Below are 18,591 nucleotides of genomic sequence, written 5' to 3' on the forward strand. Positions count from 1 at the left end.
GCGGCACGCACCACGACCCGCGGCCGCACGAGCGACTCCAGGTGCGGGCGGCTGACCGAGATCAGCAGGCGGGCGGCCGTCAACCCGGCCATCCCGGCGCCGACTACTACGGCGTGGTCCGCCACGGTAGCGAGTTAACTACAAAAGCCCCTCGGCGAGGTCGCGCCGGCGGACGACTTCTCGAGCCTGTTCGAGCACCGGCGCCAGGAACACGTCCGGTCCGGGCACCCCGGCGAACGGCTCGACCGCCGCGATCGCCGCCTGCCCGGCCGGCGACGGGGTCAGCGGTGCGCGCAACTGCAGGCCGCGGACGGCCGCCAGCAGCTCCACCGCGAGCAGGCTGGTCAGGTTGTCGAGGACCGTCCGCAGCTTCTTCGTCGCCGCCCAGCCCATCGACACGTGATCCTCCTGCATGCCGCTGGTCGGCAGCGAGTCGACCGAGGCGGGCGAGGCCAGCCGGCGGTTCTCGGCCACGATCCCGGCGGCCGTGTACTGCGCGATCATCAGGCCCGAGTTGACCCCCGCGTCGGGAGACAGGAACGGCGGCAGGTCGCGGGAGCGGGTGACGTCGAGGAGCCGGTCGACCCGACGCTCGGAAATCGCCCCCACCTCGGCCGCCGCGATGGCCAGGAAGTCGGCCGCGAAGCCGAGCGGCGCCCCGTGGAAGTTGCCGGTCGACTCGACCCGGCCGTCGGGTAGCACCACCGGGTTGTCGACCACCGAGATCAGCTCGCGGCCGCACACCGAGACCACGAAGTCGAGCGTGTCGCGGGCCGCCCCGGCGACCTGCGGGGCGCAGCGCATCGAGTACGCGTCCTGCACCGCGTGGTCGAGGTTGTCCCGGTGGGAGTCCATGATGTGCGAGTTTTGCAGCAGCGACCGGATATTGGCCGCCGACGCCGCCTGCCCCGGATGCGGCCGGATCTCGTGCAGCTCGGGCAGGAACGGCCGCTCCGAGCCGAGCATCGCCTCGATCGCCAGCGCCGCGGTCACGTCGGCCATCCTGAACAGGTGCCGGGCGTCGTCGATCGCCAGCAGCAGCATGCCCAGCATGCCGTCGGTGCCGTTGATCAGTGCGAGGCCCTCCTTGGCCGCCAGCTCGAGCGGCTCCAGCCCGGCCGCGTGCAGCGCCTCGGCCGCGGCCTGACGGGCGCCGTCCTTGCCGACCACCCAGCCCTCGCCGAGCAGCACCAGCGCGCAGTGGGCGAGCGGGGCGAGGTCGCCCGAGGCGCCGAGCGAGCCGTGCTCGGGCACCCACGGCGTGATGTCGTGGTTGAGCAGGTCGGCCAGGCCTTGGGCGAGCAGCGGGCGGACACCGGAACGGCCCAGCGCGAGCGAGCGCAGCCGCAGCAGCATCATGGCCCGCACGACCTCGCGCGGCATCGGGGCGCCGATCCCGGCCGCGTGCGAGCGGATCAGCGCGTGCTGCAGCTCGGCCCGCCGCTCGGGCGCGATCGACGTGCTGGCCAGCGCGCCGAAGCCGGTCGAGACGCCGTAGACCGGGCGGCCCGAGGCCTCGATGTTGTCGACGATGGCGCGGCTGGTCGCCATCGCCTCGACGGTGGCCGGGTCGATCTCGACCCGGGCATCGCCGCGGGCGACGAGCAGGACGTCGGCGGGTGTGACCCCGGTGGTTTTCACAGTCACGATCATTGGAGCACTCCGTCGTGCAGAACTGTCCGGATCAGGGGAACGCCCGGCCGGTAGGCCAGGTGCAGGTGGGACGGCGCGCCGAGCACCGTCAGGTCGGCCTTGGCGCCGACCACGAGGCGCCCGATGTCGGTGCGCCGCAAGGCATCCGCGCCGCCGGCGGTCGCGGCCCGGACCGCCTCGGCCGGCGTCATCCTCATCTCGCGCACGGCGAGCGCGATGCAGAACGGCATCGAGCTGGTGAAGGAGGAGCCGGGATTGCAGTCGGTCGCCAGCGCCACGCGCACACCGGCGTCGATCAGCCGCCGGGCGTCGGGATAGGGCGAGCGGGTGGAGAACTCGGCGCCCGGCAGCAGCGTCGCCACGGTCGTCGAGCCGGCCAGGGCGTCGACGTCGGCGTCGGTCAGGTGCGTGCAGTGGTCGGCGCTCGCCGCGCCGAGTTCGACCGCGAGCCGCACGCCCGGGCCCGCCGCCAACTGGTTGGCGTGCACGCGAAGGCCGAGGCCGCGCTTCGCGCCGGCCGTCAGCACCGTGCGGGCCTGCTCTTCGTCGAACGCGCCCCGGTCGCAGAAGACATCGACCCACTTCGCGTACGCCGCGGAGCCGTCCAGCATCGGCCCGGCGACCAGCGCGACGTAGTCGTCGGCCCGACCCGCGTATTCGGCCGGGACGACGTGCGCGCCGAGGAACGTGGTCTCGCCGGTCAGTTCCCCGGCTATCCGCAGCGAACGGGCCTCGTCGTCGACGTTGAGCCCGTATCCGCTCTTGATCTCGATCGTGGTCGTGCCCTGGCGCCGGGCCTCGCCGACCAGCCGGCCGGCCCCGCGCCGCAGCGTCTCGTCGCTCGCTTCGCGGGTCGCCGCGACCGTGGTGCGGATGCCGCCCCCGGTGTAGGGCTCGCCGGCCATCCGGGCCGCGAACTCGGCCGCCCGGTCACCGGCGAAGACCAGGTGGGAGTGGCTGTCGACGAAGCCGGGCAGCACCGCGGCGCCCCGGGCGTCGATCCGCGCGTCGGCGGCCGGGGCGTCGCCGCGCGACCCGATCCAGGCGATCCGGTCGCCGTCGATCACGATCGCCGCGTCACGTCGCAGGCCGAGCGGCCCCTCGCCCGCACCCTCGTCGTTGGTCACGAGTTCCCCGATGTCATCGACCAGAACGCTCATGCCCCGACCACCGCCCGGATCGTCGTTCGCAGTTCGCGGGCCACATCGATGCTCACGTGCCGGCCGCCGGCCACGACCGTGCGGCCGTCGACGATCACGTGGCTGACATCGGCCGCGGTCGCCGCATAGATCGCGCCGGCCGGTTCGGCGCCGGCCGTCCGCACCCCGTCGAGTCGCACCGCCACGAGGTCGGCGCGCCGGCCGGGCGCGATCGCCCCGGCGTCGTCCCAGCCCAGCGCGTCGTGCCGGGCCGCCGCGCCGGTCAACTCGGCGCTCGTGAACCGGCCGCGCTGCTCGCTGGCCAGCCGCTCGTTCATCTCGAGCCCGCGCATCTCCTCGAACATGTCGAGCACGGCGTGGCTGTCGCTGCCGAGGCTGAGCGGGACACCGGCCTCGACGAGGTCGCGGGCCGGTCCGATGCCGTCGGCGAGATCGCGTTCGGTGGTCGGGCAGAAGCAGACTCCCGTGCCGGTGCGGCCGAGCGTCTTGACGTCGTCGTCGGTCAGATGTGTGGCGTGGACCGCGGTCGTGCCGGCTCGCAACAGCCCGTGGCGGTCGAGCAGTTCGGTCGGGCTGCAGCCGTGGACCGCGCGCGTCTGCTCGTTTTCGGCCCGCTGCTCCGAGAGGTGGAGGTGCAGGGGCCCCCGCACGATCAGGCCGGTGAGATGTCGCGCGGGCACCGCGCGTACGGAATGAAGGGCCGAGCCGATCCGGGCGTGCGGGGCCTCGGAGAGCTTGGCCACCCGCTCGGCCCAGGCCTCGGGGCCGGCGTCGCCGAACCGGCGCTGGGCCGCGGTCAACGGCGCACCATCCACACTGGACGAGAGATAGAGCGTGTCCAGCAACGTGATCCGGATGCCGGCGTCGGCGGCCGCGGCGATCAGGGCCTCACCCATGGCGTTCGGGTCGGCGTAGGGCGTGCCGTCGGGCGCGTGATGCAGATAGTGGAATTCGCCGACCGCGGTGATGCCCGACAGGGCCATTTCGGCATAGACGGTTCGGGCGAGCGCGAAATAGCGGTCGGGGTCGATGTTTCCGGCGACCTGATACATGAGGTCGCGCCAGGTCCAGAAGCTGCCGCGCTTGTCGTGCGTGCGCCCGCGCAGCGCCCGGTGGAAGGCGTGCGAATGCACGTTGGCCAGGCCGGGAAGCACCAGGCCGGGCAGCGACTCGCCCGCCTGCGGCTGGTCGGTGGTCACCGCGGTGATCCGGCCTTCGGCCGTCTCGATGCGCACATTCTGGGCGATGCGGTCGCCCACCCAGGCGTACGCCGCGTGGAAAACGCTCATGACAGTTCTTTCAGGACGGTCGCGAGTGCCTCGACCCCGGCCGCGCAGTCGGCGTCCTCGGCGTGCTCGGCCGGCGAATGCGAGACGCCGGTCGGGTTGCGGACGAACAGCATCGCCGTCGGCAGCAGCCCCGAGAGCACGCCCGCGTCGTGGCCGGCGCCGGTGGGAAGGATCGGGGCGTCGCCGAGCCACTTCGCGATGCCCTGCGCGAACGAGGGGTCGAAGGTGACCTCGGCGCTGACCGACTCGGGGGTCACGTCGACCCCGGTGCCGTCCCGCCCGGCGCGATCCTCGGCCCGCTTGGTGACCGCCTCGACCAGCGTCTCGAGCGTCGGGGTGTCGGCCGCCCGGGCGTCCAGCCAGCCGCGGACCAGCGACGGGATGGCGTTGGTGGCGTTCGGCGTGATCTCGGCCCGGGCCACGGTGGCGTGCGCACCGGCCAGCCGGGCCTCCTTGTTGGCGGCCAGCACCGTATAGGCGAAGGTCAGCATCGGGTCGTTGCGATCGCTCATCCGGGTCGTGCCGGCGTGGTCGCCGCGACCGGTGAAATCGAAGCGCCAGCGGCCGTGCGGCCAGATCGCGCTGGCCACGCCGACCGGGACGTCGAGCGCCCTTCCTTGCTCGATGTGCAGTTCGACCAGAGCGCCGATGCGACCGTGCAGCTCGGGGAGCTTGCCGGCCGGCTCGGTGCCGAGCGCCTCGGCGAAGGTGACGCCGTCGCGGTCGGTGAGCCGGGCCGCCTTGCCCGGTTCGATCACGCCGGCCATCAGGCGGGAACCGAGGCAGGGCACGCCGAACCGGCCGCCCTCCTCCTCGACGAAGGCCACGATCGCGATCGGGCGGCTCGGCCGGTGCCCTTCGGCGCGGAGCCGGTCGACGGCCAGGAAGGCGCTGACGATGCCGAGCGGGCCGTCGTAGCCGCCGCCGTGCGGAACCGAGTCGAAGTGCGAGCCGGTGAGGAGCGCGTTGCGCCCCCACGGCTCGCCCCACCACGCGAACAGGTTGCCGTTGCCGTCCTCGGTCACCGGCAGGTCGCGGCGGTCGGCCTGGTTGCGGAACCAGTCGCGCAGGACCAGTTCCGGCTCGGTCAGCGCGTACCTCAGGTAGCCGCCGCCGTCGGCGCGGCCGATGCTCTCGATCTCGGCCCACAGGGCCGTGAAGGCTTCGGTGCTCATCGCTTCATCGGGATGTGGACGCCCGCGGCCGCCGCCGACTCGTAGCCCGCGTCGACGTGGCGGATCACGCCGGTGCCCGGGTCGTTGGTCAGCACCCGCTCGATCTTCTGACCGGCCAGCTCGGTGCCGTCGGCCACGCAGACCTGCCCGGCGTGGATCGAGCGGCCGATGCCGACGCCGCCGCCGTGGTGGATCGAGACCCAGCTGGCCCCGCTGGCCGTGTTGAGCATGGCGTTGAGCAGCGGCCAGTCGGCGATCGCGTCGGAGCCGTCGAGCATCGACTCGGTCTCGCGGTAGGGCGAGGCGACCGAGCCCGAGTCGAGGTGGTCGCGGCCGATCACGACGGGCGCGCTGATCTCGCCCCGGGCGACCATGTCGTTGAAGCGGACGCCCGCCTTGTCGCGCTCGCCGTAGCCGAGCCAGCAGATGCGGGCCGGGAGCCCCTGGAAGGCGACCCGCTCGCCGGCCATCTTGATCCAGCGGGCGAGTTGCTCGTTGTCGGGGAACAGGTCGAGGATCGCGCGGTCGGTGGCCGCGATGTCCTTGGGGTCACCGGACAGGGCGGCCCACCGGAAGGGGCCCTTGCCTTCGGCGAACAGCGGCCGAATGTAGGCCGGAACGAAGCCCGGGAAGTCGAAGGCGCGCTCGAACCCGCCGAGCTTGGCCTCGCCGCGGATCGAGTTGCCGTAGTCGAAGACCTCGGCGCCGGCGTCGAGGAAGCCGACCATCGCCGCGACGTGACGGGCCATGCTCGCCCGGGCCCGGTCGGTGAATTCCTCCGGCTTGTCGCGGGCGAAGTCGGCGGCGTCGGCGAGCTCCACCCCGACCGGGATATAGCTGAGCGGGTCGTGGGCGCTGGTCTGGTCGGTGACGATGTCGATGCCGACGCCCTTGACCAGCAGCTCGGGGAAGACGACCGCCGCGTTGCCGACGACACCGATCGAGATCGGGGTCCGGTCGGCCTTGGCCTGCTCGGCCCGGCGCACCGCGTCGTCGAGATCGTCGGCGATGACGTCGAGGTAGCGGTTTTGCACGCGTCGCTCGAGCCGCGACCGGTCGATGTCGACGATCAGGCAGACACCACCGTTCATGGTGACCGCCAAGGGCTGGGCGCCGCCCATGCCGCCGCAGCCCGCGGTCAGCGTGAGGGTGCCGGCCAGGGTGCCGTGGAAGCGCTTGGCGGCGACCGCGGCGAACGTCTCGTAGGTGCCCTGCAGGATGCCCTGGGTGCCGATGTAGATCCAGGAGCCGGCGGTCATCTGGCCATACATGGTCAGGCCGAGCTTTTCCAGCCGGCGGAACTCGGGCCAGGTCGCCCAGTCGCCGACCAGGTTGGAGTTGGCGATCAGCACGCGTGGCGCCCACTCGTGGGTGCGGAACACCCCGACCGGCCGCCCGGACTGCACCAGCAGCGTCTCGTCGCCCTTGAGCTCGTCGAGCTCGCGCACGATCGCGTGGTAGGACGGCCAGTCGCGGGCAGCCCGGCCGGTGCCGCCGTAGACGACCAGGTCTTCCGGCCGCTCGGCGACCTCGGGATCGAGGTTGTTCATCAACATGCGCTTGGCGGCCTCCTGAGGCCAGCCCTGCGCCGTGTACGTGCTGCCGCGCGGTGCCCGGATCTCCACTGCTCTCCTCCTAGGCTTCGAAAATGTGACGTCGGGTGGCGGTCGCCTCGAACTCCTCCAGCCGGCGTTGCGCCGGCTCCGGATCGGCGTCGCAGATCGCCTGCAGCAGCACCATCGCCATCGCCATCGGACCGGTGTGCAGGTCGAAGACGAGCTGGGTGCCGACCGCGGCGGGCAGCGCCACGTCGGCGGCCTGGGCGGCCGGGCTGACCGCCGAGTCGGTGATCACCACGACGGCGAGGCCGGTCGCCTTGGCCTCGCGGATCGCGTCGAGCGACTCTCTCGGATAGCGGGGGAGCACGACCGCCAGCACCGCCGACGCGCCCGCGTGCCGGGCCTGGTCGAGCCGGTCGAGAAGATTGGTTCCACCGGTGTCGAGTATTCGCACGTCGGGCCGCACCTTGGCGGCGAAATATCCGAAATAGCCGGCCAGGGGCGCGGCCGCCCGCAACCCGATCACCGGGAGGACCGGCGAGTCGGCCAGGAACCGGGCCGCCCGCTCGACGTCGTCGAGCCGGCCCAGCTGATCGCGGAGCCTGGTCAGATGGTCGGCCTCGGCCTGCACGGCGAGCTGCATCGCATTGTGCTCGGCCGGCTGCTCCGGCCGGGTCTCGCCGGGGGTCAGCCACCGCATCTCGCGGCGGAGCGCCGGATAACCCTCATAGCCCAGCGCCATCGCGAACCGGGTCACCGACGGCTGGCTGACGCCGGCCAGATCGGCCACCTCGGCGGCCGACAGATAGGCCACCCGCTGCGCGTGCTCCATGAGGCAGTGCGCGATGCGCCGCTGGGTGGGCGTCAGCCGCGCACCGTGAAAGAGGTCGAGCACCCGCTCGGCCGGCCTGACCGCTCCGTCATTCACAGGAGCAATTTATGCATAAAAACTTTCAACACGCCAGGCTTCGCCTCGAGCTCGTACGTGCCGATTTCGCGTCGGTCGCGTTATCGCCCGCCAGCGGCTCTCGCCCGACCGGCGACCAGGCGAGGGTGGCTCGCTAGCATCACGGTCGATGAGGCGGATGAAGGAAAAGCTCGGCGCCGTCTTGGCCGCCCTCGCGCTCTTCGGCGGCCTCGTGTGCGTCCTGTCGGTGCCGCGAGTGATCTTTTCCGGCCTGGTCGACGCCTATCCGCTGCAGACGATCCTCAGCGTCGCCGTCCTGCTCGCCGGCCTCATCATCACCCCCCGGATGCGCAGCCGTGACGCGTTTCGCCGGATCGAGACCTGGGTCGCCGCCGGCAACTGGATCTCCGTCCCGGTCGGCCGCTCGTGGCCGTGGACGTCTCTGCTGCAAACTCCCGACTCGGTCGTCGTCGACCGGGCCTGGCAGTCCATGGTCGACGACCACCTCTTGATCACGGCCGGCGAGCTCCACTGGAGCGACAACGCCCTCGGCGGCGCCGTGGACGGCTGGGTGGGCCGGGGCGTCTTCGTCGTCGTCCACCTCCCGGTCGAAACCGAGCCGATGGGGATCCGCCGCCCTCACCGCACCATCGGCACCTCGCACCGCCTCGACCTGCCGGCCCTCAACGACGCGTTCGAGAACGGCGAGATTCCCCCGTTCACCGCGATCGACCGGTCCCTGTTCACCTTCGAGGCGCTCGAGGGCAGCCTGAGACCCGAGGCCGTCGACAGCCTGATTCGGCGCACTCTGCGCTGCGTCCACCTGCTCGACCTCGGTCCGGACCTCGCCGACGATCGCTGAGCCCCCGCAGCCGACGTCAGTGGCAGCGGGAAGTAGCGGCCGCTCCCGCCAGATCCAGCGACGTATCGGCCGGTGCCGTCGTGTCGGCAGCCGGCAACGGGGCGGCCGAGGAGGCGACAGACGCTGTCGTCGGCGCCGCCGAGGACTTGGCCGGGGACGGCGACTTCTTCTTGGCCGGTGTCGGAGACGACGAGTGCGGCGTCTCGACGGTCCCGCCACCGGACAACCGCGCCGACGACTTCTGCGTCTTCTCCGGCGAGAGGGAAATGCCCGAGAGCGTCGCCGTCCGCCCGTACACGTCAGAGATTTTGATCTTGAAAGGGCCGGACCCGGCGCCGCCGTCGATGATCCAGTCGTTGTAGTCGGCGCGCTCGGCGGTGTGGAAGGTGCCACCCGGGCCGGCGACCTTGACCGAAGACAGCTGATTGCCGTGGTTGTCGATCAGCGCCGACCAGTAGTACTGCGAGGTGCCCTCCTGCATGCGCACGCTCAGCGGGCCCGGCGTGGCCGGGTTGACCACCGTCTTGTACGTGATCGGGATGACCCCGGCCGACTCGGCGCCGATCTTCTTGAACGCGGTGCGGCTCAGGTCGAGGTGGCCGGCGTCGCACTCCGGGCACTTGTCGACGACCTTGACGCGGACCTTGCCCTCGGGGCCGGTGACGTCGAGGTAGGTGCCGCAGGCGGCCGCGTTCGAATACTCGGAGGGGCCGAGCGCCACGAACAGGTCGTCGTCCGGGGCGGACGGGTACGAGCAGTTCGGGGTGCCGCCGTCGAGGTCGTAGAACGTCGCCTTGCCCGAGTGGCCCGACGTGGCCGGTGGGGAGGCGCAGGCCGAGCCGCCGTTCTGCAGGATCAGGGCGACGCCGACGATGGCGGCGAGCACGACCGCCCCGGCCGCGGCGAGCCACCGGGGGTTCGGTCCGATCCGGCGGTGCGATCGCGGGCGGATTTCGGTCACGATGAGGCATCCTTCGCCGGCCGCATCGACCGGCGCAACAAATCTAAGAGAGCCCTAAGACAACGGGATCGCCCACTCGGACGACACCGTACGGCGCATCCGGGATCAGGTTGATCGCGAACAGCAGGCCCTCGTCGTACCGTCGGTGCCGGCCGAGAACCTTCAGCGGCTGGCCCGTACGTTCGCCGGTCTCCTGATCGATCGTCGTGACCAGGCACCGGGCGCACGCCGAGGCGGCCCGGAACCACACGTCGCCGACCCGGAGCCGCCGGCCCAGCCACTTGTCCTCGGCCCAGGCCGGCGCACCGCTGACCACCAGGTTGGGCCGGAACCGGGTCATCGGGACCGGCTCCGCGCCCACCTCGGCCAGCCAGTCGTTGACCGCGCCGAGCGACGCCGAGTTGGCCAGCAGCACCGGGTAGCCGTCGGCCAGGCTGGTCACATCGCCCGGCCCAGACGGCCCCTGCACCTTGCGCCCGGTGGGATCGGCCTGCCAGGCGAGCCTGGCCGGCCTTCCGAGGTACGCGCTGACCCAGCGCGACTCGGCGATGCGGGTCGGCGCCTTCTCGTGGCTGCTGAACACCCGCACGAACTCCTCCGGGCCCTCGGCCGGTTCCCGCACGTGAAGATCGGGGAGACCGGGCGCGCTGAGCGTCAAGCCGCCGGCTTCCGGGCGTACGCGTATGCGGGCGAGCCGTGGATCGTCGCGCTGGGTGATGCCGACGCCGTCGTCGTCGACCAGCATCCAGCGGCGGTCGCCGGCCAGGCCCCACGGATCGACCGCCACGCTCTCGTGGTCGAGCCGGTGGGCGCCCTTGACCGGGTGGGTGTAGAGCGCCGTGATCCGCATCGGAAAAGCTTTACATGGAAACGAGCGCCGGAAGTACCTCCGCGGCGGCGCCGCGCAGATTGATGCGGGCCACCGAGTCGAGCGGGGTCGGATCGGGATTGACCTGGATCACCGTGCCGCCCATCCGGGCCGTCACCTGAGGAATCTCGGCCGCCGGGAAGACCACGCCCGAGGTGCCCACGGTGATCAGCACGTCGCAGTTGGCGGCCGCGGCCACGGCCGCCTCGAACGCGTCGGCCGGCAGCGCCTCGCCGAACCACACCACCCCGGGCCGGATCGGCGCACCACAGTGATCGCACGGCGGCGGGGTGACCCGGCCGTCGTCGGTTTCCGCCGTTCCTTCCACCTCGGCCGGCCGCCCGCAGGCCGAGCAGCGCGGCGCGAACAGGCTGCCGTGCAGGTGGATCGGCTCCTTCGAACCGGCCCGCTCGTGCAGGTCGTCGATGTTCTGCGTGACGACGACGCATTCCGGCGCCCGCTGCTCGATCGCGGCCAGCGCCCGGTGCCCGGCGTTGGGCTCGACCCGCTCGACGGCCGCGCGGCGCCCCTCATACCAGCCCCAGACCAGGGCGGGGTCGTCGCCGAACGCCTCCGGCGTGGCCAGCCGCCGCGGATCGAACCGCTCCCACAGCCCGGTCAGCGCGTCGCGAAAGGTCGGAATGCCACTTTCGGCCGACACACCGGCCCCGGTGAAGATGACGATCCGCTCGGCCCGGTCGATCAGGTCGGCGGCTTCTCGCAGGTCGATGTCGCGCATGGCGAAGAGTCTGTCGGATCAGCGGGCCAGCGGCATCCACATATAAATCTCGTCGCGGTCGTCACCCGGCCCGACCCGCAGCGCCCCCGGCAGACGCCCCACCTCGGTGTAGCCCAGCCGCTCGTAGAACTTCTCGGTGCCCGCACCGGCCCGAACCGTGACGTGCAACGCGGCCAGCCCCATCGCCCGCCCGACCCGCTCGGCCTCCCGCATCAGCGCCGAGCCGAGCCCCCGCCCCTGCCCGCGCGGCGTCACCATGACCCGCTTGAGCACCCGCCAGTGCTCCTTGAGCCCGAACCGGTTGTCGACAATGAACAACAGACCGGTCAGTTCACCGCAGTCGGTCTGCACCAGCAGCCGGTCGGGCCCGGCCTCGACCGCGGCCAGCGACACCTCGGCCAAAGGCCGGACATCCTCGGCCCCTACGGTCGGCACGAAACCGACCGCCCCACCCGCGTTGGTCACCTCGACCCACAGCTCGACGATGCGCTCCCGCAACTCGTCGGTGATCGGCGGGTCGAGCACGAACGCGATAGTCATGTCGCCAATTCTGACCTGGGGGTTCCGCTGTCCACGGCCGGGCGGGCCGGCGTTGCGGCTCGCGGCGGTAGGGTGCGGCCATGGACGACCGGGCAAACGTCGGCGCGGTCGCGGGACACTTCGTCACCGAGACGCTCGACTATGCCGGAGGACGGCAGGTCACGGTCTATGTCCCGCCGGCGCCGCCGGAGGCCGTGGTGTTCGCCGGCGACGGCCAGTTGATCGCACCCTGGGGCGAGGTCCTCGAGGCGGCCGACGTGCCGCCCACGATGATCGTCGGTGTCCACCGGCTGGCCGACGAGACGTTGCGGCTGCACGAATATTCTCCGCGCTTCGAGCCGGACCGGTTCGCCGCACATGAGACGTTCTTCGTCGAGGACGTGCGCCGGTGGGCACAGTCACGGTTCGGCATTTCGATGCCGGCGGACCGTACAGCCGTGTTCGGTGTCTCCGCGAGCGCAGAGCTGGCGCTCGCACTCGGGCTCCGGCACCCTGACGTCTACGGCACAGTCTTCGCCGCGTCCCCCGGCGCCGGCTATCGGCCTCCGGTGCCCATGCCGGGTCCGCTTCCGCGCACCTATCTGGTCGCCGGCACCGAGGAGCCGTTCTTCCGGGAGAACGCGGCAAGGTGGGCGACCGCCCTGCGCGACGCGGGCGCGGACACCATCCTGACCGAGCGGCCCGGACCACACGGCGGCCCCTTCTGGCGAAACGAATTCCCCCTGATGGCGGCATGGGCCTTCAACCGCTAGCCACCACGCGCCGGGCTCAGCCACCGACCCGCTCTTCAGCTCGGCCTCGGCCCCTGCGGCGACAACCGTGCCGCTCGCGTCACTGATCACGCCCAAGGCACCCATGCCGAGCTCGTCGTAGCCGTCCTCACCCTGGCAGCCGTTGTCCTCGACGGTGACGAACTGGCCCGCTCCAAGCTCGACCGCGCCGCTGATCGAGAAGGTGACAGCCGCAGCAGAGGTCGCTGGAGCACTTGGCTTAGACGGCTTGCCGGTGCTCCGGTGCGGTCAGATCAGCCCCGCGACGGCCACGACGAACGGCCAGATTCGTCTGGGAGCTCCCGGGGAGGCGTCGGTTCAAAAATGACGCGCCGCGCCGGGCCCGCGACGTAGTCGGTCATCGGCTCGCCCTGATCTCGCTGTGACGGTGACAGGATCACAGAGTGATCGATGCCCCGGTCAGCCGTCGAGCGCGGACAGCAGAACCAGAAGTAACCGCCCCCCGCAGTGCAGGCCCACCGCTATGTCACCGCCCCGCCGACCGCGCCCACCGCCGTGTCACCGCCCCGCCGACCGCGCCCACCGCCGTGTCACCGCCCCGCCGACCGCGCCCACCGCATGGTTGAACCGCAACCACCGCACCGCGGGGCCTCCGGGGGCTCGGCCCCCGGAGCGAAATAGCGAGACGACACGGTTCACGCTTTCCGTGAACACACTTCGCCCTCGGCTCGTGCGGAAGAAGGGACTTGAACCCTCACGCCCTCTCGGGCACGGGAACCTAAATCCCGCGCGTCTGCCTGTTTCGCCACTCCCGCGAGCGAACGCGACCGCCGGCCTCATGGCTCTGACCGGCGGAGCGTTGCATGGAGTGTAAACGCTGGCTACCGGGAGCGTCTGTCCCCGGTCAGTCGAGGCCGAGGTCTCGGCGGAGCTTGGCGACGTGTCCGGTGGCCTTCACGTTGTACATAGCGCGTTCGATGGCGCCGTTTTCGTCGATGACGAAAGTGGAGCGGATGACGCCGGTGACGGTTTTGCCGTACATCGTCTTTTCGCCCCATGCGCCGTAGGCGGTCAGGACGCTCTTGTCCTGGTCGCTGACCAGCGGGAACGTGATCGCGTCGCGTTCACGGAACTTGGCCAGTTTGGCCGGGGTGTCGGGGGAGATGCCGACGACCTCGAAGCCGGCGGCCTGGAGTGAGCCGAGCGAGTCGCGGAAGTCGCACGCCTGGGTGGTGCAGCCGGGGGTCATCGCGGCCGGGTAGGCGTACAGGATGACCTTGCGGCCGCGCAGGTCCTTCAGCGTGAGCTGGTCGCCGTTGTCGGTCGGCAGGGTGAATTCGGGCGCCGCGTCGCCGGGGGAGAGTCTGTCAGTCATGCCGACGACGATAGTGCGGGCGGGGCGGCCGGCGGGCGGAGGCGGAGCACACCGGTCACTGCCAGGGTGATGCCGAGGCCGGCTGACAGGAGCACCAGCAGGCGGGCGGCCCAGGCCGGGCCGGCGGTCGGGAGCACGGCGCCGTCGAAGCCGATGGTGAGGCCGCCGAAGACGAAGACCACCAGACCGGTCAGTGCGAGGTAGAACGGCGGGTGCCGCCACACGGCGGCCAGGGCGAGAAACCCGACCGGGAACAGCACGGGAGGGGGACTGCCGCCGTCGGCGGCACGGCTGAGCGCGTACGCGATGGGAGCCGCACCGGCGAGCAGCGCGAGGGGCCGCACCAGGCCGGGCCACCGCCGTGCCAGCGGAACGGCCGCCAGGCCGAGGAGGCCGGCGCCGAGCCACCAGAGGGCGACCCGCGGCGACGGGATCCAGTCGAGGGTGCCGGTGATCGCGAAGGTGCGGGCCTGCTCGCGCAGGGGAACCGACCAGTCGCGCAGGCGATGGGTGCGGGAGGGATCGTTCTTGGCGGCCGGCGGCACTCCCGGGCTGAGCCAGTGGGTGCGCTGGTCGTGCCAGCGCACCGTGGTCGTGGTGGAGACGCGCCGCCAGGACGGGATCGCGGTGGGGTCGGCCGTGGCGGGCGCCGGGTTGTCGCCCGCGAGCGTCTCGTTGAGGTAGGCCGCCGGGGAGTTGACGTTCTGGTAGGTGCCGTCGGGGCGGACGTCGAGGTAGGGCTCCCCGGAGTAGCCGAGGATCTCGACCGGGTGCCCGGTGTGGTTGGTCAGTTCGAGCCGTGCCCCGGCTTCGACCGTGCGCACCGACAGCCCTTTCTCGGGTGTGCTGATGCCGGTCACGGTGGTGCGGTAGACGGTCGCGATCGGTGCGTCGCCGGCGTGCGCGAACGCGGGCGTGGCCGGCGCGAGGAACGCACCGGCCACGAGGGCGAACAGGGTCAGACGCCTCACCCGGCGGCCGCGTCCACGGTCTGGGTGAACAGTTCGGTGGTGGGAACGGTCTGGTTGGGCCCTTGGAGGACCTTGCCGTTGACCACGATCGTCGGGGTGCCGGTGAAGCCGCGCTGGGTGAACTGGTTGGTCACGTTGGCGACCCACGCGTCGTACGTCTGCTTGTTGACCGCGTTGACGAACGCGTCGTCGGTCAGCCCGGCCGACTTGCCGATGTCGATCAGTTTGGCGTTGGTCAGGCCGTTGCTGCCCTCTTCGGGCTGGTTGGCGTAGAGCGCGTCGTGGTATTCGACGAATTTGCCCTCGGTCGCCGCCGCGGCGGCCGCGCCGGCGGCCCGGGTCGAGTATTTCGTGCCGTTCGAGCTGTCATCGAGGATCGCGACCGTGTGATATTGCACGGTGATCTTGTTTTGGGACACCAGCTGCTTGATCGTCGCGCCGGTCTGATTTTCGAAGTTGTGGCAGATCGGGCACATGAAGTCCTCGTAGAGGTCGACCTTCACCGGCCCGGTGCCGATCTTCCAGGCGGTGCCGTCGTCGACCACCCCGGCCGGCACGGTCAGCTTGCTCGCGGTGGTCTTGTCCTGATGAGACAGCACGGCCCAGCCGATCAGCCCGGCCGCCACCAGCACCACGACCACCGCGACCGAGGTCCAGACCGTCACCCGGCGGCGGCGCTCGGCCGCCCTCTGCTGTTCGACGATGCGCCGGGCGTTGTTGCGTTCCCGGGCGCGGTCACCCTTGCTCATTGCTCTCCCATCAGAAGCCCGTCCACCGAGAGGCGGGAGCGGGGCTTGACCAGCAGAATTCCGGCGAGGACGAGGAAACCGACGTCGCGCAGGATCTCCGGCAGGTATTGCGCGGTCTTCCCGGCGGCGAGCCCTCCACCCTTGTTGAAGCAGCCGCACTCGATCTGCAGGCCGCGGGCCCAGGCCGAGACGATGCCGGCGATGAAGACGACCAGGAGCAGCGCCCCGATCGCCGCGCTCAGCCGCGTGGCCAGGCCGATCAGCAGCAGGAGGCCGACCGCGATCTCGAGGAACGGCTGGATGGCACCGACCAGTCTCGCCGCGTCGTAGGACATCAGCTGGTAGGCGTTCACCGCGCGGCCGGAGGCGGCCAGGTCGCCGACGTGCAGGCCACCGGCGATCAGGAAGACCGCGGCCAGGCCGAGACGGGCCACCGTGGAGATCCACGGCCAGACGGCAGCCGCGCGCCCTGTTTCAATGGTCGTCACGCCCACTTAGTCGCCACCCGTCGCTTCTCGGTTCCCCTTCATTGTGCTGAGGCTTACCTGAAGAAAGTCGGGGAAACAGGGGCGAAAGTCCTGTGAAGGCTCTTACACGGCCCGCGCCTGGGTGACCGCGGCGACCAGTTCGTCGCGGGCCCGGGCCACCCGGGAACGGATCGTGCCGACCGGGACCTCCTCGACGTCGGCCGCCTCGGCGTACGACAGGCCCAGCACCTGGGTCAGCACGAACGCCGTCCGCCGCTCCGCGCTCAGCCCGTCGAGCAGGGCGGCCGTGCTCAGCCGGTGGGCCGGGTCGGGCGACGGCGTCTCGGTCCACGCCTGGGCGGCCAGCCGGGCGTCGAGCCGCCGGCGCCGGACGACCGCGCGCAGATGGTCGGCGCAGGTGCGCCGGGCGATGCCGAGCAGCCACGTGCGCACGCTCGAGCGGCCCTCGAACGTGGGCAGCGCCTTGAACGCGCGCAGGTAGGTCTCCTGGGTGAGGTCGTCGGCCGCACCCGGGTCGACGAGCGCGGCGGTGAACCGCCACACGTCGGTCTGCGTCGCCCGCACGAACGAGGCCTGCGCGGCGGTGTCGCCCGCGCGGGCCGCCAGGGCCAGCTGCGTGGTCGGATCCAGGCCGTTCTCACCCACGGTCACGAGCGGTCATGCTACGCGGGCCGAAAGTCCACGGACAGTTCGGAACCATTCGCGCCCGAGGGGCGACTACTCCGCCAGTGGGACTCCTCGCGACCCCCGCGAGTGGGTGATCCACGCGCAATCAGGGAGCATGGCTCGCATGAAGTTTGATCGGCGCCGCCTGGTCGCTACCGGTGGCGGCCTGCTCATCGGCCTCTTCTGGGTGCTGATGGGCCCGGTCGCCCCGGCCTTCGCGCACGCCGCGCTGGTCGGCACCGACCCGGCGGCCGACTCGATCGTGCCCGACGCGCCCAACAAGATCACGCTGACCTTCAGCGAGTCGATCCAGCTCATCCCGGGCAAGATCCAGGTGCTGGGCCCGGACGGGAAGCGCGCCGACCAGGGTGACCCGACCGTCGACGGGGCCAACGTGACGATCCCGCTGCGTGCCGGCGGCGGCCGCGGAACGTACCTGGTCAGCTATCGCATCATCTCGGCCGACACGCACCCGGTCGGCGGCAGCATCACGTACTCGGTCGGTGCGGCGTCGACGCCGCCTTCGGCGACGATCGACGACACCAAGGTCGACCCGGTGGTGCGCGCGCTCATCCCGGCCGGGAAATACCTGGGGTACGCCGGTCTGGTGCTTCTCGTCGGCCCGGCGCTGGTGCTCGCGCTGCTGTGGCCGCACCGGCTCAGCCGCCGGGGGCCGGCCAAGGTGATCTGGACCGGCTTCGGGCTGGTCACGTTCAGCACGCTGATGGCGATCTGGCTCCAGGTGCCCTACTCGATCGGCACCGGGCTGTTCGACGTCCGGGTCGGCGACCTGCAGGACGTGCTCGGCAGCACGCTCGGCGCGGTCATGCTGGTGCGCCTGGGCGTGCTCGCGGCGGCCGCGCTGCTGATCCGCCCGCTGCTGCGCGGGCGCGGCGGCGAATCCAAGGCCGACCTCGCCCTGCTGGGGGTGCTCGGCGTCGCCGCGCTCGCCACGTGGCCGCTGACCGGGCACCCGACCGCCTCCCCGGTGGCCGGTGTCTCGGTGGTGATCGACGCCATCCACATCACGGCCATGTCGGTGTGGCTCGGTGGCCTGGTCATGCTGGTCGGCTTCCTGTTGCGGCAGGCCAACGAGCGCGAGCTGGCGGCGATCCTGCCGATCTGGTCGCGCTGGGCGGCCACCGCGGTCGGCGCGCTGATCCTGGCCGGGGTGGTGAGCGCGCTGATCGAGGTGTCGTCGGTCGACGGCCTGGTGCACAGCACGTACGGGCAGCTCATCCTGGTCAAGGTCGCACTGGCGGCGTGCGTGCTCGGCGTGGCGTGGTGGTCGCGGCGGCTGGTGCGCTCGCGGGCGGCCGAGGAGAAGCCGCGCGGGCTGCGCAAGGCGGTCTTCGTCGAGCTGGGCATCACCGCCGTGATCCTCGGCGTGACGGCGGCGCTGGTGCAGATCTCGCCGCCGCGGACCAGCGCCGTGGCGGGCGGAGCGGCCGCCACGACCACCGTCACCAAGACGCTGACCAGCAGCACGATGGCGCTGCAGGTCGACCTGTTCCCGGCGACGGTCGGCAACAACTCGCTGCACCTCTACGCCTACACGCCGGACAACAAGCCACTGACCGTGGTCGAGTGGTCGGCGACCGCGGCGCTGCCGTCGAAGGGCATCGAGCCGATTTCGATTCCGCTGCTGCGCATCACCGACTTCCACGCGATCGGTGACATCGCACTGCCCCAGGCCGGTCAGTGGACGTTCAAGTTCACCGCCCGGACCAGCGATATCGACGAGCAGACGCTCTCGATGACGGTGCAGGTTTCGTAACTCGTTATTTCGTACGGCGGCCCGGCCTTGCAGAAAGGCCGGGCCGTTGTCATATCTATCAGCGATTTAGCAGCAGTTTGACCACTTTAGGGGTATTTGGATCTGTATGGTCACCCGCAGT

At 71.4% G+C, this 18,591-nt stretch carries 18 protein-coding genes and 1 tRNA gene; 3 read left to right on the forward strand and 16 right to left on the reverse strand.

Features of this window, described 5'->3' with window-relative positions:
- Positions 1–138: 138 nt before the first annotated feature.
- Genes hutH through AB0M88_RS21120 form a run of 6 tightly spaced genes read right to left on the reverse strand, consistent with a single transcriptional unit; the run spans position 139 to position 7,764 of the window.
- The gene (hutH, locus tag AB0M88_RS21095) at positions 139–1,653 is read right to left on the reverse strand and encodes a histidine ammonia-lyase (protein ID WP_364104515.1); all 1,515 of its coding nucleotides are present in this window, start codon (positions 1,651–1,653) and stop codon (positions 139–141) included.
- Entirely contained in the window at positions 1,650–2,813 is a 1,164-nt protein-coding gene (hutI, locus tag AB0M88_RS21100) for an imidazolonepropionase (protein ID WP_364104518.1), read from the reverse strand. The genes hutH and hutI overlap by 4 nt, the downstream gene beginning before the upstream one ends.
- Positions 2,810–4,102 carry a formimidoylglutamate deiminase gene (locus AB0M88_RS21105; RefSeq protein ID WP_364104521.1) on the reverse strand — a complete coding sequence of 431 codons (1,293 nt, stop codon included), beginning with the start codon at positions 4,100–4,102 and terminating at the stop codon, positions 2,810–2,812. Before AB0M88_RS21105 ends, hutI begins: the two co-directional genes overlap by 4 nt.
- Entirely contained in the window at positions 4,099–5,277 is a 1,179-nt protein-coding gene (locus tag AB0M88_RS21110) for an allantoate amidohydrolase (protein ID WP_364104524.1), read from the reverse strand. The genes AB0M88_RS21105 and AB0M88_RS21110 overlap by 4 nt, the downstream gene beginning before the upstream one ends.
- On the reverse strand, positions 5,274–6,902 hold the full coding sequence (gene hutU / locus AB0M88_RS21115; protein WP_364104527.1) for a urocanate hydratase: 1,629 nt from the start codon (positions 6,900–6,902) through the stop codon (positions 5,274–5,276). Before hutU ends, AB0M88_RS21110 begins: the two co-directional genes overlap by 4 nt.
- Before the next feature lie 10 nt (positions 6,903–6,912).
- The gene (locus AB0M88_RS21120; RefSeq protein ID WP_364104530.1) at positions 6,913–7,764 is read right to left on the reverse strand and encodes a MurR/RpiR family transcriptional regulator; all 852 of its coding nucleotides are present in this window, start codon (positions 7,762–7,764) and stop codon (positions 6,913–6,915) included.
- Positions 7,765–7,912: 148 nt separating this feature from the next.
- Between AB0M88_RS21120 and AB0M88_RS21125 the strand changes: the two genes are divergently transcribed.
- Positions 7,913–8,605 carry a hypothetical protein gene (locus tag AB0M88_RS21125; RefSeq protein WP_364104533.1) on the forward strand — a complete coding sequence of 231 codons (693 nt, stop codon included), beginning with the start codon at positions 7,913–7,915 and terminating at the stop codon, positions 8,603–8,605.
- Between the two features lie 16 nt (positions 8,606–8,621).
- Here AB0M88_RS21125 and AB0M88_RS21130 read toward each other — a convergent pair whose 3' ends face one another.
- From AB0M88_RS21130 to AB0M88_RS21145, 4 genes are read right to left on the reverse strand one after another with little or no spacing between them, the layout of a single operon-like run.
- Positions 8,622–9,566: an expansin EXLX1 family cellulose-binding protein gene (locus tag AB0M88_RS21130; RefSeq protein ID WP_364104536.1), complete on the reverse strand. Its 945-nt coding sequence runs from the start codon at positions 9,564–9,566 to the stop codon at positions 8,622–8,624.
- A gap of 43 nt (positions 9,567–9,609) precedes the next feature.
- Positions 9,610–10,416, reverse strand: coding sequence for an MOSC N-terminal beta barrel domain-containing protein (locus AB0M88_RS21135; protein ID WP_364104539.1), 807 nt, complete (start codon positions 10,414–10,416; stop codon positions 9,610–9,612).
- Positions 10,417–10,426: 10 nt separating this feature from the next.
- Positions 10,427–11,173, reverse strand: a complete 747-nt coding sequence (locus AB0M88_RS21140; RefSeq protein ID WP_364104542.1) for an NAD-dependent deacylase — start codon at positions 11,171–11,173, stop codon at positions 10,427–10,429.
- An 18-nt stretch (positions 11,174–11,191) separates the two neighbouring features.
- On the reverse strand, positions 11,192–11,713 hold the full coding sequence (locus AB0M88_RS21145) for a GNAT family N-acetyltransferase (RefSeq protein ID WP_364104545.1): 522 nt from the start codon (positions 11,711–11,713) through the stop codon (positions 11,192–11,194).
- Positions 11,714–11,793: 80 nt separating this feature from the next.
- Between AB0M88_RS21145 and AB0M88_RS21150 the strand changes: the two genes are divergently transcribed.
- Entirely contained in the window at positions 11,794–12,465 is a 672-nt protein-coding gene (locus tag AB0M88_RS21150; protein ID WP_364104548.1) for an alpha/beta hydrolase-fold protein, read from the forward strand.
- A 710-nt stretch (positions 12,466–13,175) separates the two neighbouring features.
- On the opposite strand, the gene AB0M88_RS21155 is transcribed toward AB0M88_RS21150, so the two are convergent.
- The 6 genes from AB0M88_RS21155 to AB0M88_RS21180 all read right to left on the reverse strand — a co-directional run bounded on the left by AB0M88_RS21155 (position 13,176) and on the right by AB0M88_RS21180 (position 16,678).
- Positions 13,176–13,259: transfer RNA gene (locus AB0M88_RS21155), tRNA-Leu, on the reverse strand.
- 89 nt (positions 13,260–13,348) lie between these two features.
- On the reverse strand, positions 13,349–13,819 hold the full coding sequence (bcp, locus tag AB0M88_RS21160; RefSeq protein ID WP_364104551.1) for a thioredoxin-dependent thiol peroxidase: 471 nt from the start codon (positions 13,817–13,819) through the stop codon (positions 13,349–13,351).
- Positions 13,816–14,790 carry a hypothetical protein gene (locus AB0M88_RS21165; RefSeq protein ID WP_364104554.1) on the reverse strand — a complete coding sequence of 325 codons (975 nt, stop codon included), beginning with the start codon at positions 14,788–14,790 and terminating at the stop codon, positions 13,816–13,818. The genes bcp and AB0M88_RS21165 overlap by 4 nt, the downstream gene beginning before the upstream one ends.
- Positions 14,787–15,539: a thioredoxin domain-containing protein gene (locus AB0M88_RS21170; RefSeq protein WP_364104557.1), complete on the reverse strand. Its 753-nt coding sequence runs from the start codon at positions 15,537–15,539 to the stop codon at positions 14,787–14,789. Before AB0M88_RS21170 ends, AB0M88_RS21165 begins: the two co-directional genes overlap by 4 nt.
- Positions 15,536–16,027: a DoxX family protein gene (locus tag AB0M88_RS21175; RefSeq protein ID WP_364104560.1), complete on the reverse strand. Its 492-nt coding sequence runs from the start codon at positions 16,025–16,027 to the stop codon at positions 15,536–15,538. Before AB0M88_RS21175 ends, AB0M88_RS21170 begins: the two co-directional genes overlap by 4 nt.
- A gap of 102 nt (positions 16,028–16,129) precedes the next feature.
- Positions 16,130–16,678: a sigma-70 family RNA polymerase sigma factor gene (locus AB0M88_RS21180; RefSeq protein ID WP_364104563.1), complete on the reverse strand. Its 549-nt coding sequence runs from the start codon at positions 16,676–16,678 to the stop codon at positions 16,130–16,132.
- 139 nt (positions 16,679–16,817) lie between these two features.
- Here AB0M88_RS21180 and AB0M88_RS21185 point away from each other — a divergent pair, with 139 nt between their 5' ends.
- On the forward strand, positions 16,818–18,470 hold the full coding sequence (locus tag AB0M88_RS21185; RefSeq protein WP_364104566.1) for a copper resistance protein CopC: 1,653 nt from the start codon (positions 16,818–16,820) through the stop codon (positions 18,468–18,470).
- Positions 18,471–18,591: the final 121 nt, after the last annotated feature.

This window comes from Actinoplanes sp. NPDC051411 (assembly GCF_040682075.1).
In the GTDB taxonomy this organism is placed as follows: Bacteria; Actinomycetota; Actinomycetes; order Mycobacteriales; family Micromonosporaceae; genus Actinoplanes.

Bases quoted from the DNA above. Each gene is read 5' to 3' on its own strand.
- AB0M88_RS21110 (WP_364104524.1), bottom strand. From the start codon at position 5,277: ATGAGCACCGAAGCCTTCACGGCCCTGTGGGCCGAGATCGAGAGCATC.
- AB0M88_RS21150 (WP_364104548.1), top strand. From the start codon at position 11,794: ATGGACGACCGGGCAAACGTCGGCGCGGTCGCGGGACACTTCGTCACC.
- bcp (WP_364104551.1), bottom strand. From the start codon at position 13,819: ATGACTGACAGACTCTCCCCCGGCGACGCGGCGCCCGAATTCACCCTG.
- AB0M88_RS21140 (WP_364104542.1), bottom strand. From the start codon at position 11,173: ATGCGCGACATCGACCTGCGAGAAGCCGCCGACCTGATCGACCGGGCC.
- AB0M88_RS21135 (WP_364104539.1), bottom strand. From the start codon at position 10,416: ATGCGGATCACGGCGCTCTACACCCACCCGGTCAAGGGCGCCCACCGG.
- AB0M88_RS21125 (WP_364104533.1), top strand. From the start codon at position 7,913: ATGAGGCGGATGAAGGAAAAGCTCGGCGCCGTCTTGGCCGCCCTCGCG.
- hutH (WP_364104515.1), bottom strand. From the start codon at position 1,653: ATGATCGTGACTGTGAAAACCACCGGGGTCACACCCGCCGACGTCCTG.
- AB0M88_RS21105 (WP_364104521.1), bottom strand. From the start codon at position 4,102: ATGAGCGTTTTCCACGCGGCGTACGCCTGGGTGGGCGACCGCATCGCC.
- hutI (WP_364104518.1), bottom strand. From the start codon at position 2,813: ATGAGCGTTCTGGTCGATGACATCGGGGAACTCGTGACCAACGACGAG.
- AB0M88_RS21185 (WP_364104566.1), top strand. From the start codon at position 16,818: ATGAAGTTTGATCGGCGCCGCCTGGTCGCTACCGGTGGCGGCCTGCTC.
- AB0M88_RS21145 (WP_364104545.1), bottom strand. From the start codon at position 11,713: ATGACTATCGCGTTCGTGCTCGACCCGCCGATCACCGACGAGTTGCGG.
- AB0M88_RS21170 (WP_364104557.1), bottom strand. From the start codon at position 15,539: ATGAGCAAGGGTGACCGCGCCCGGGAACGCAACAACGCCCGGCGCATC.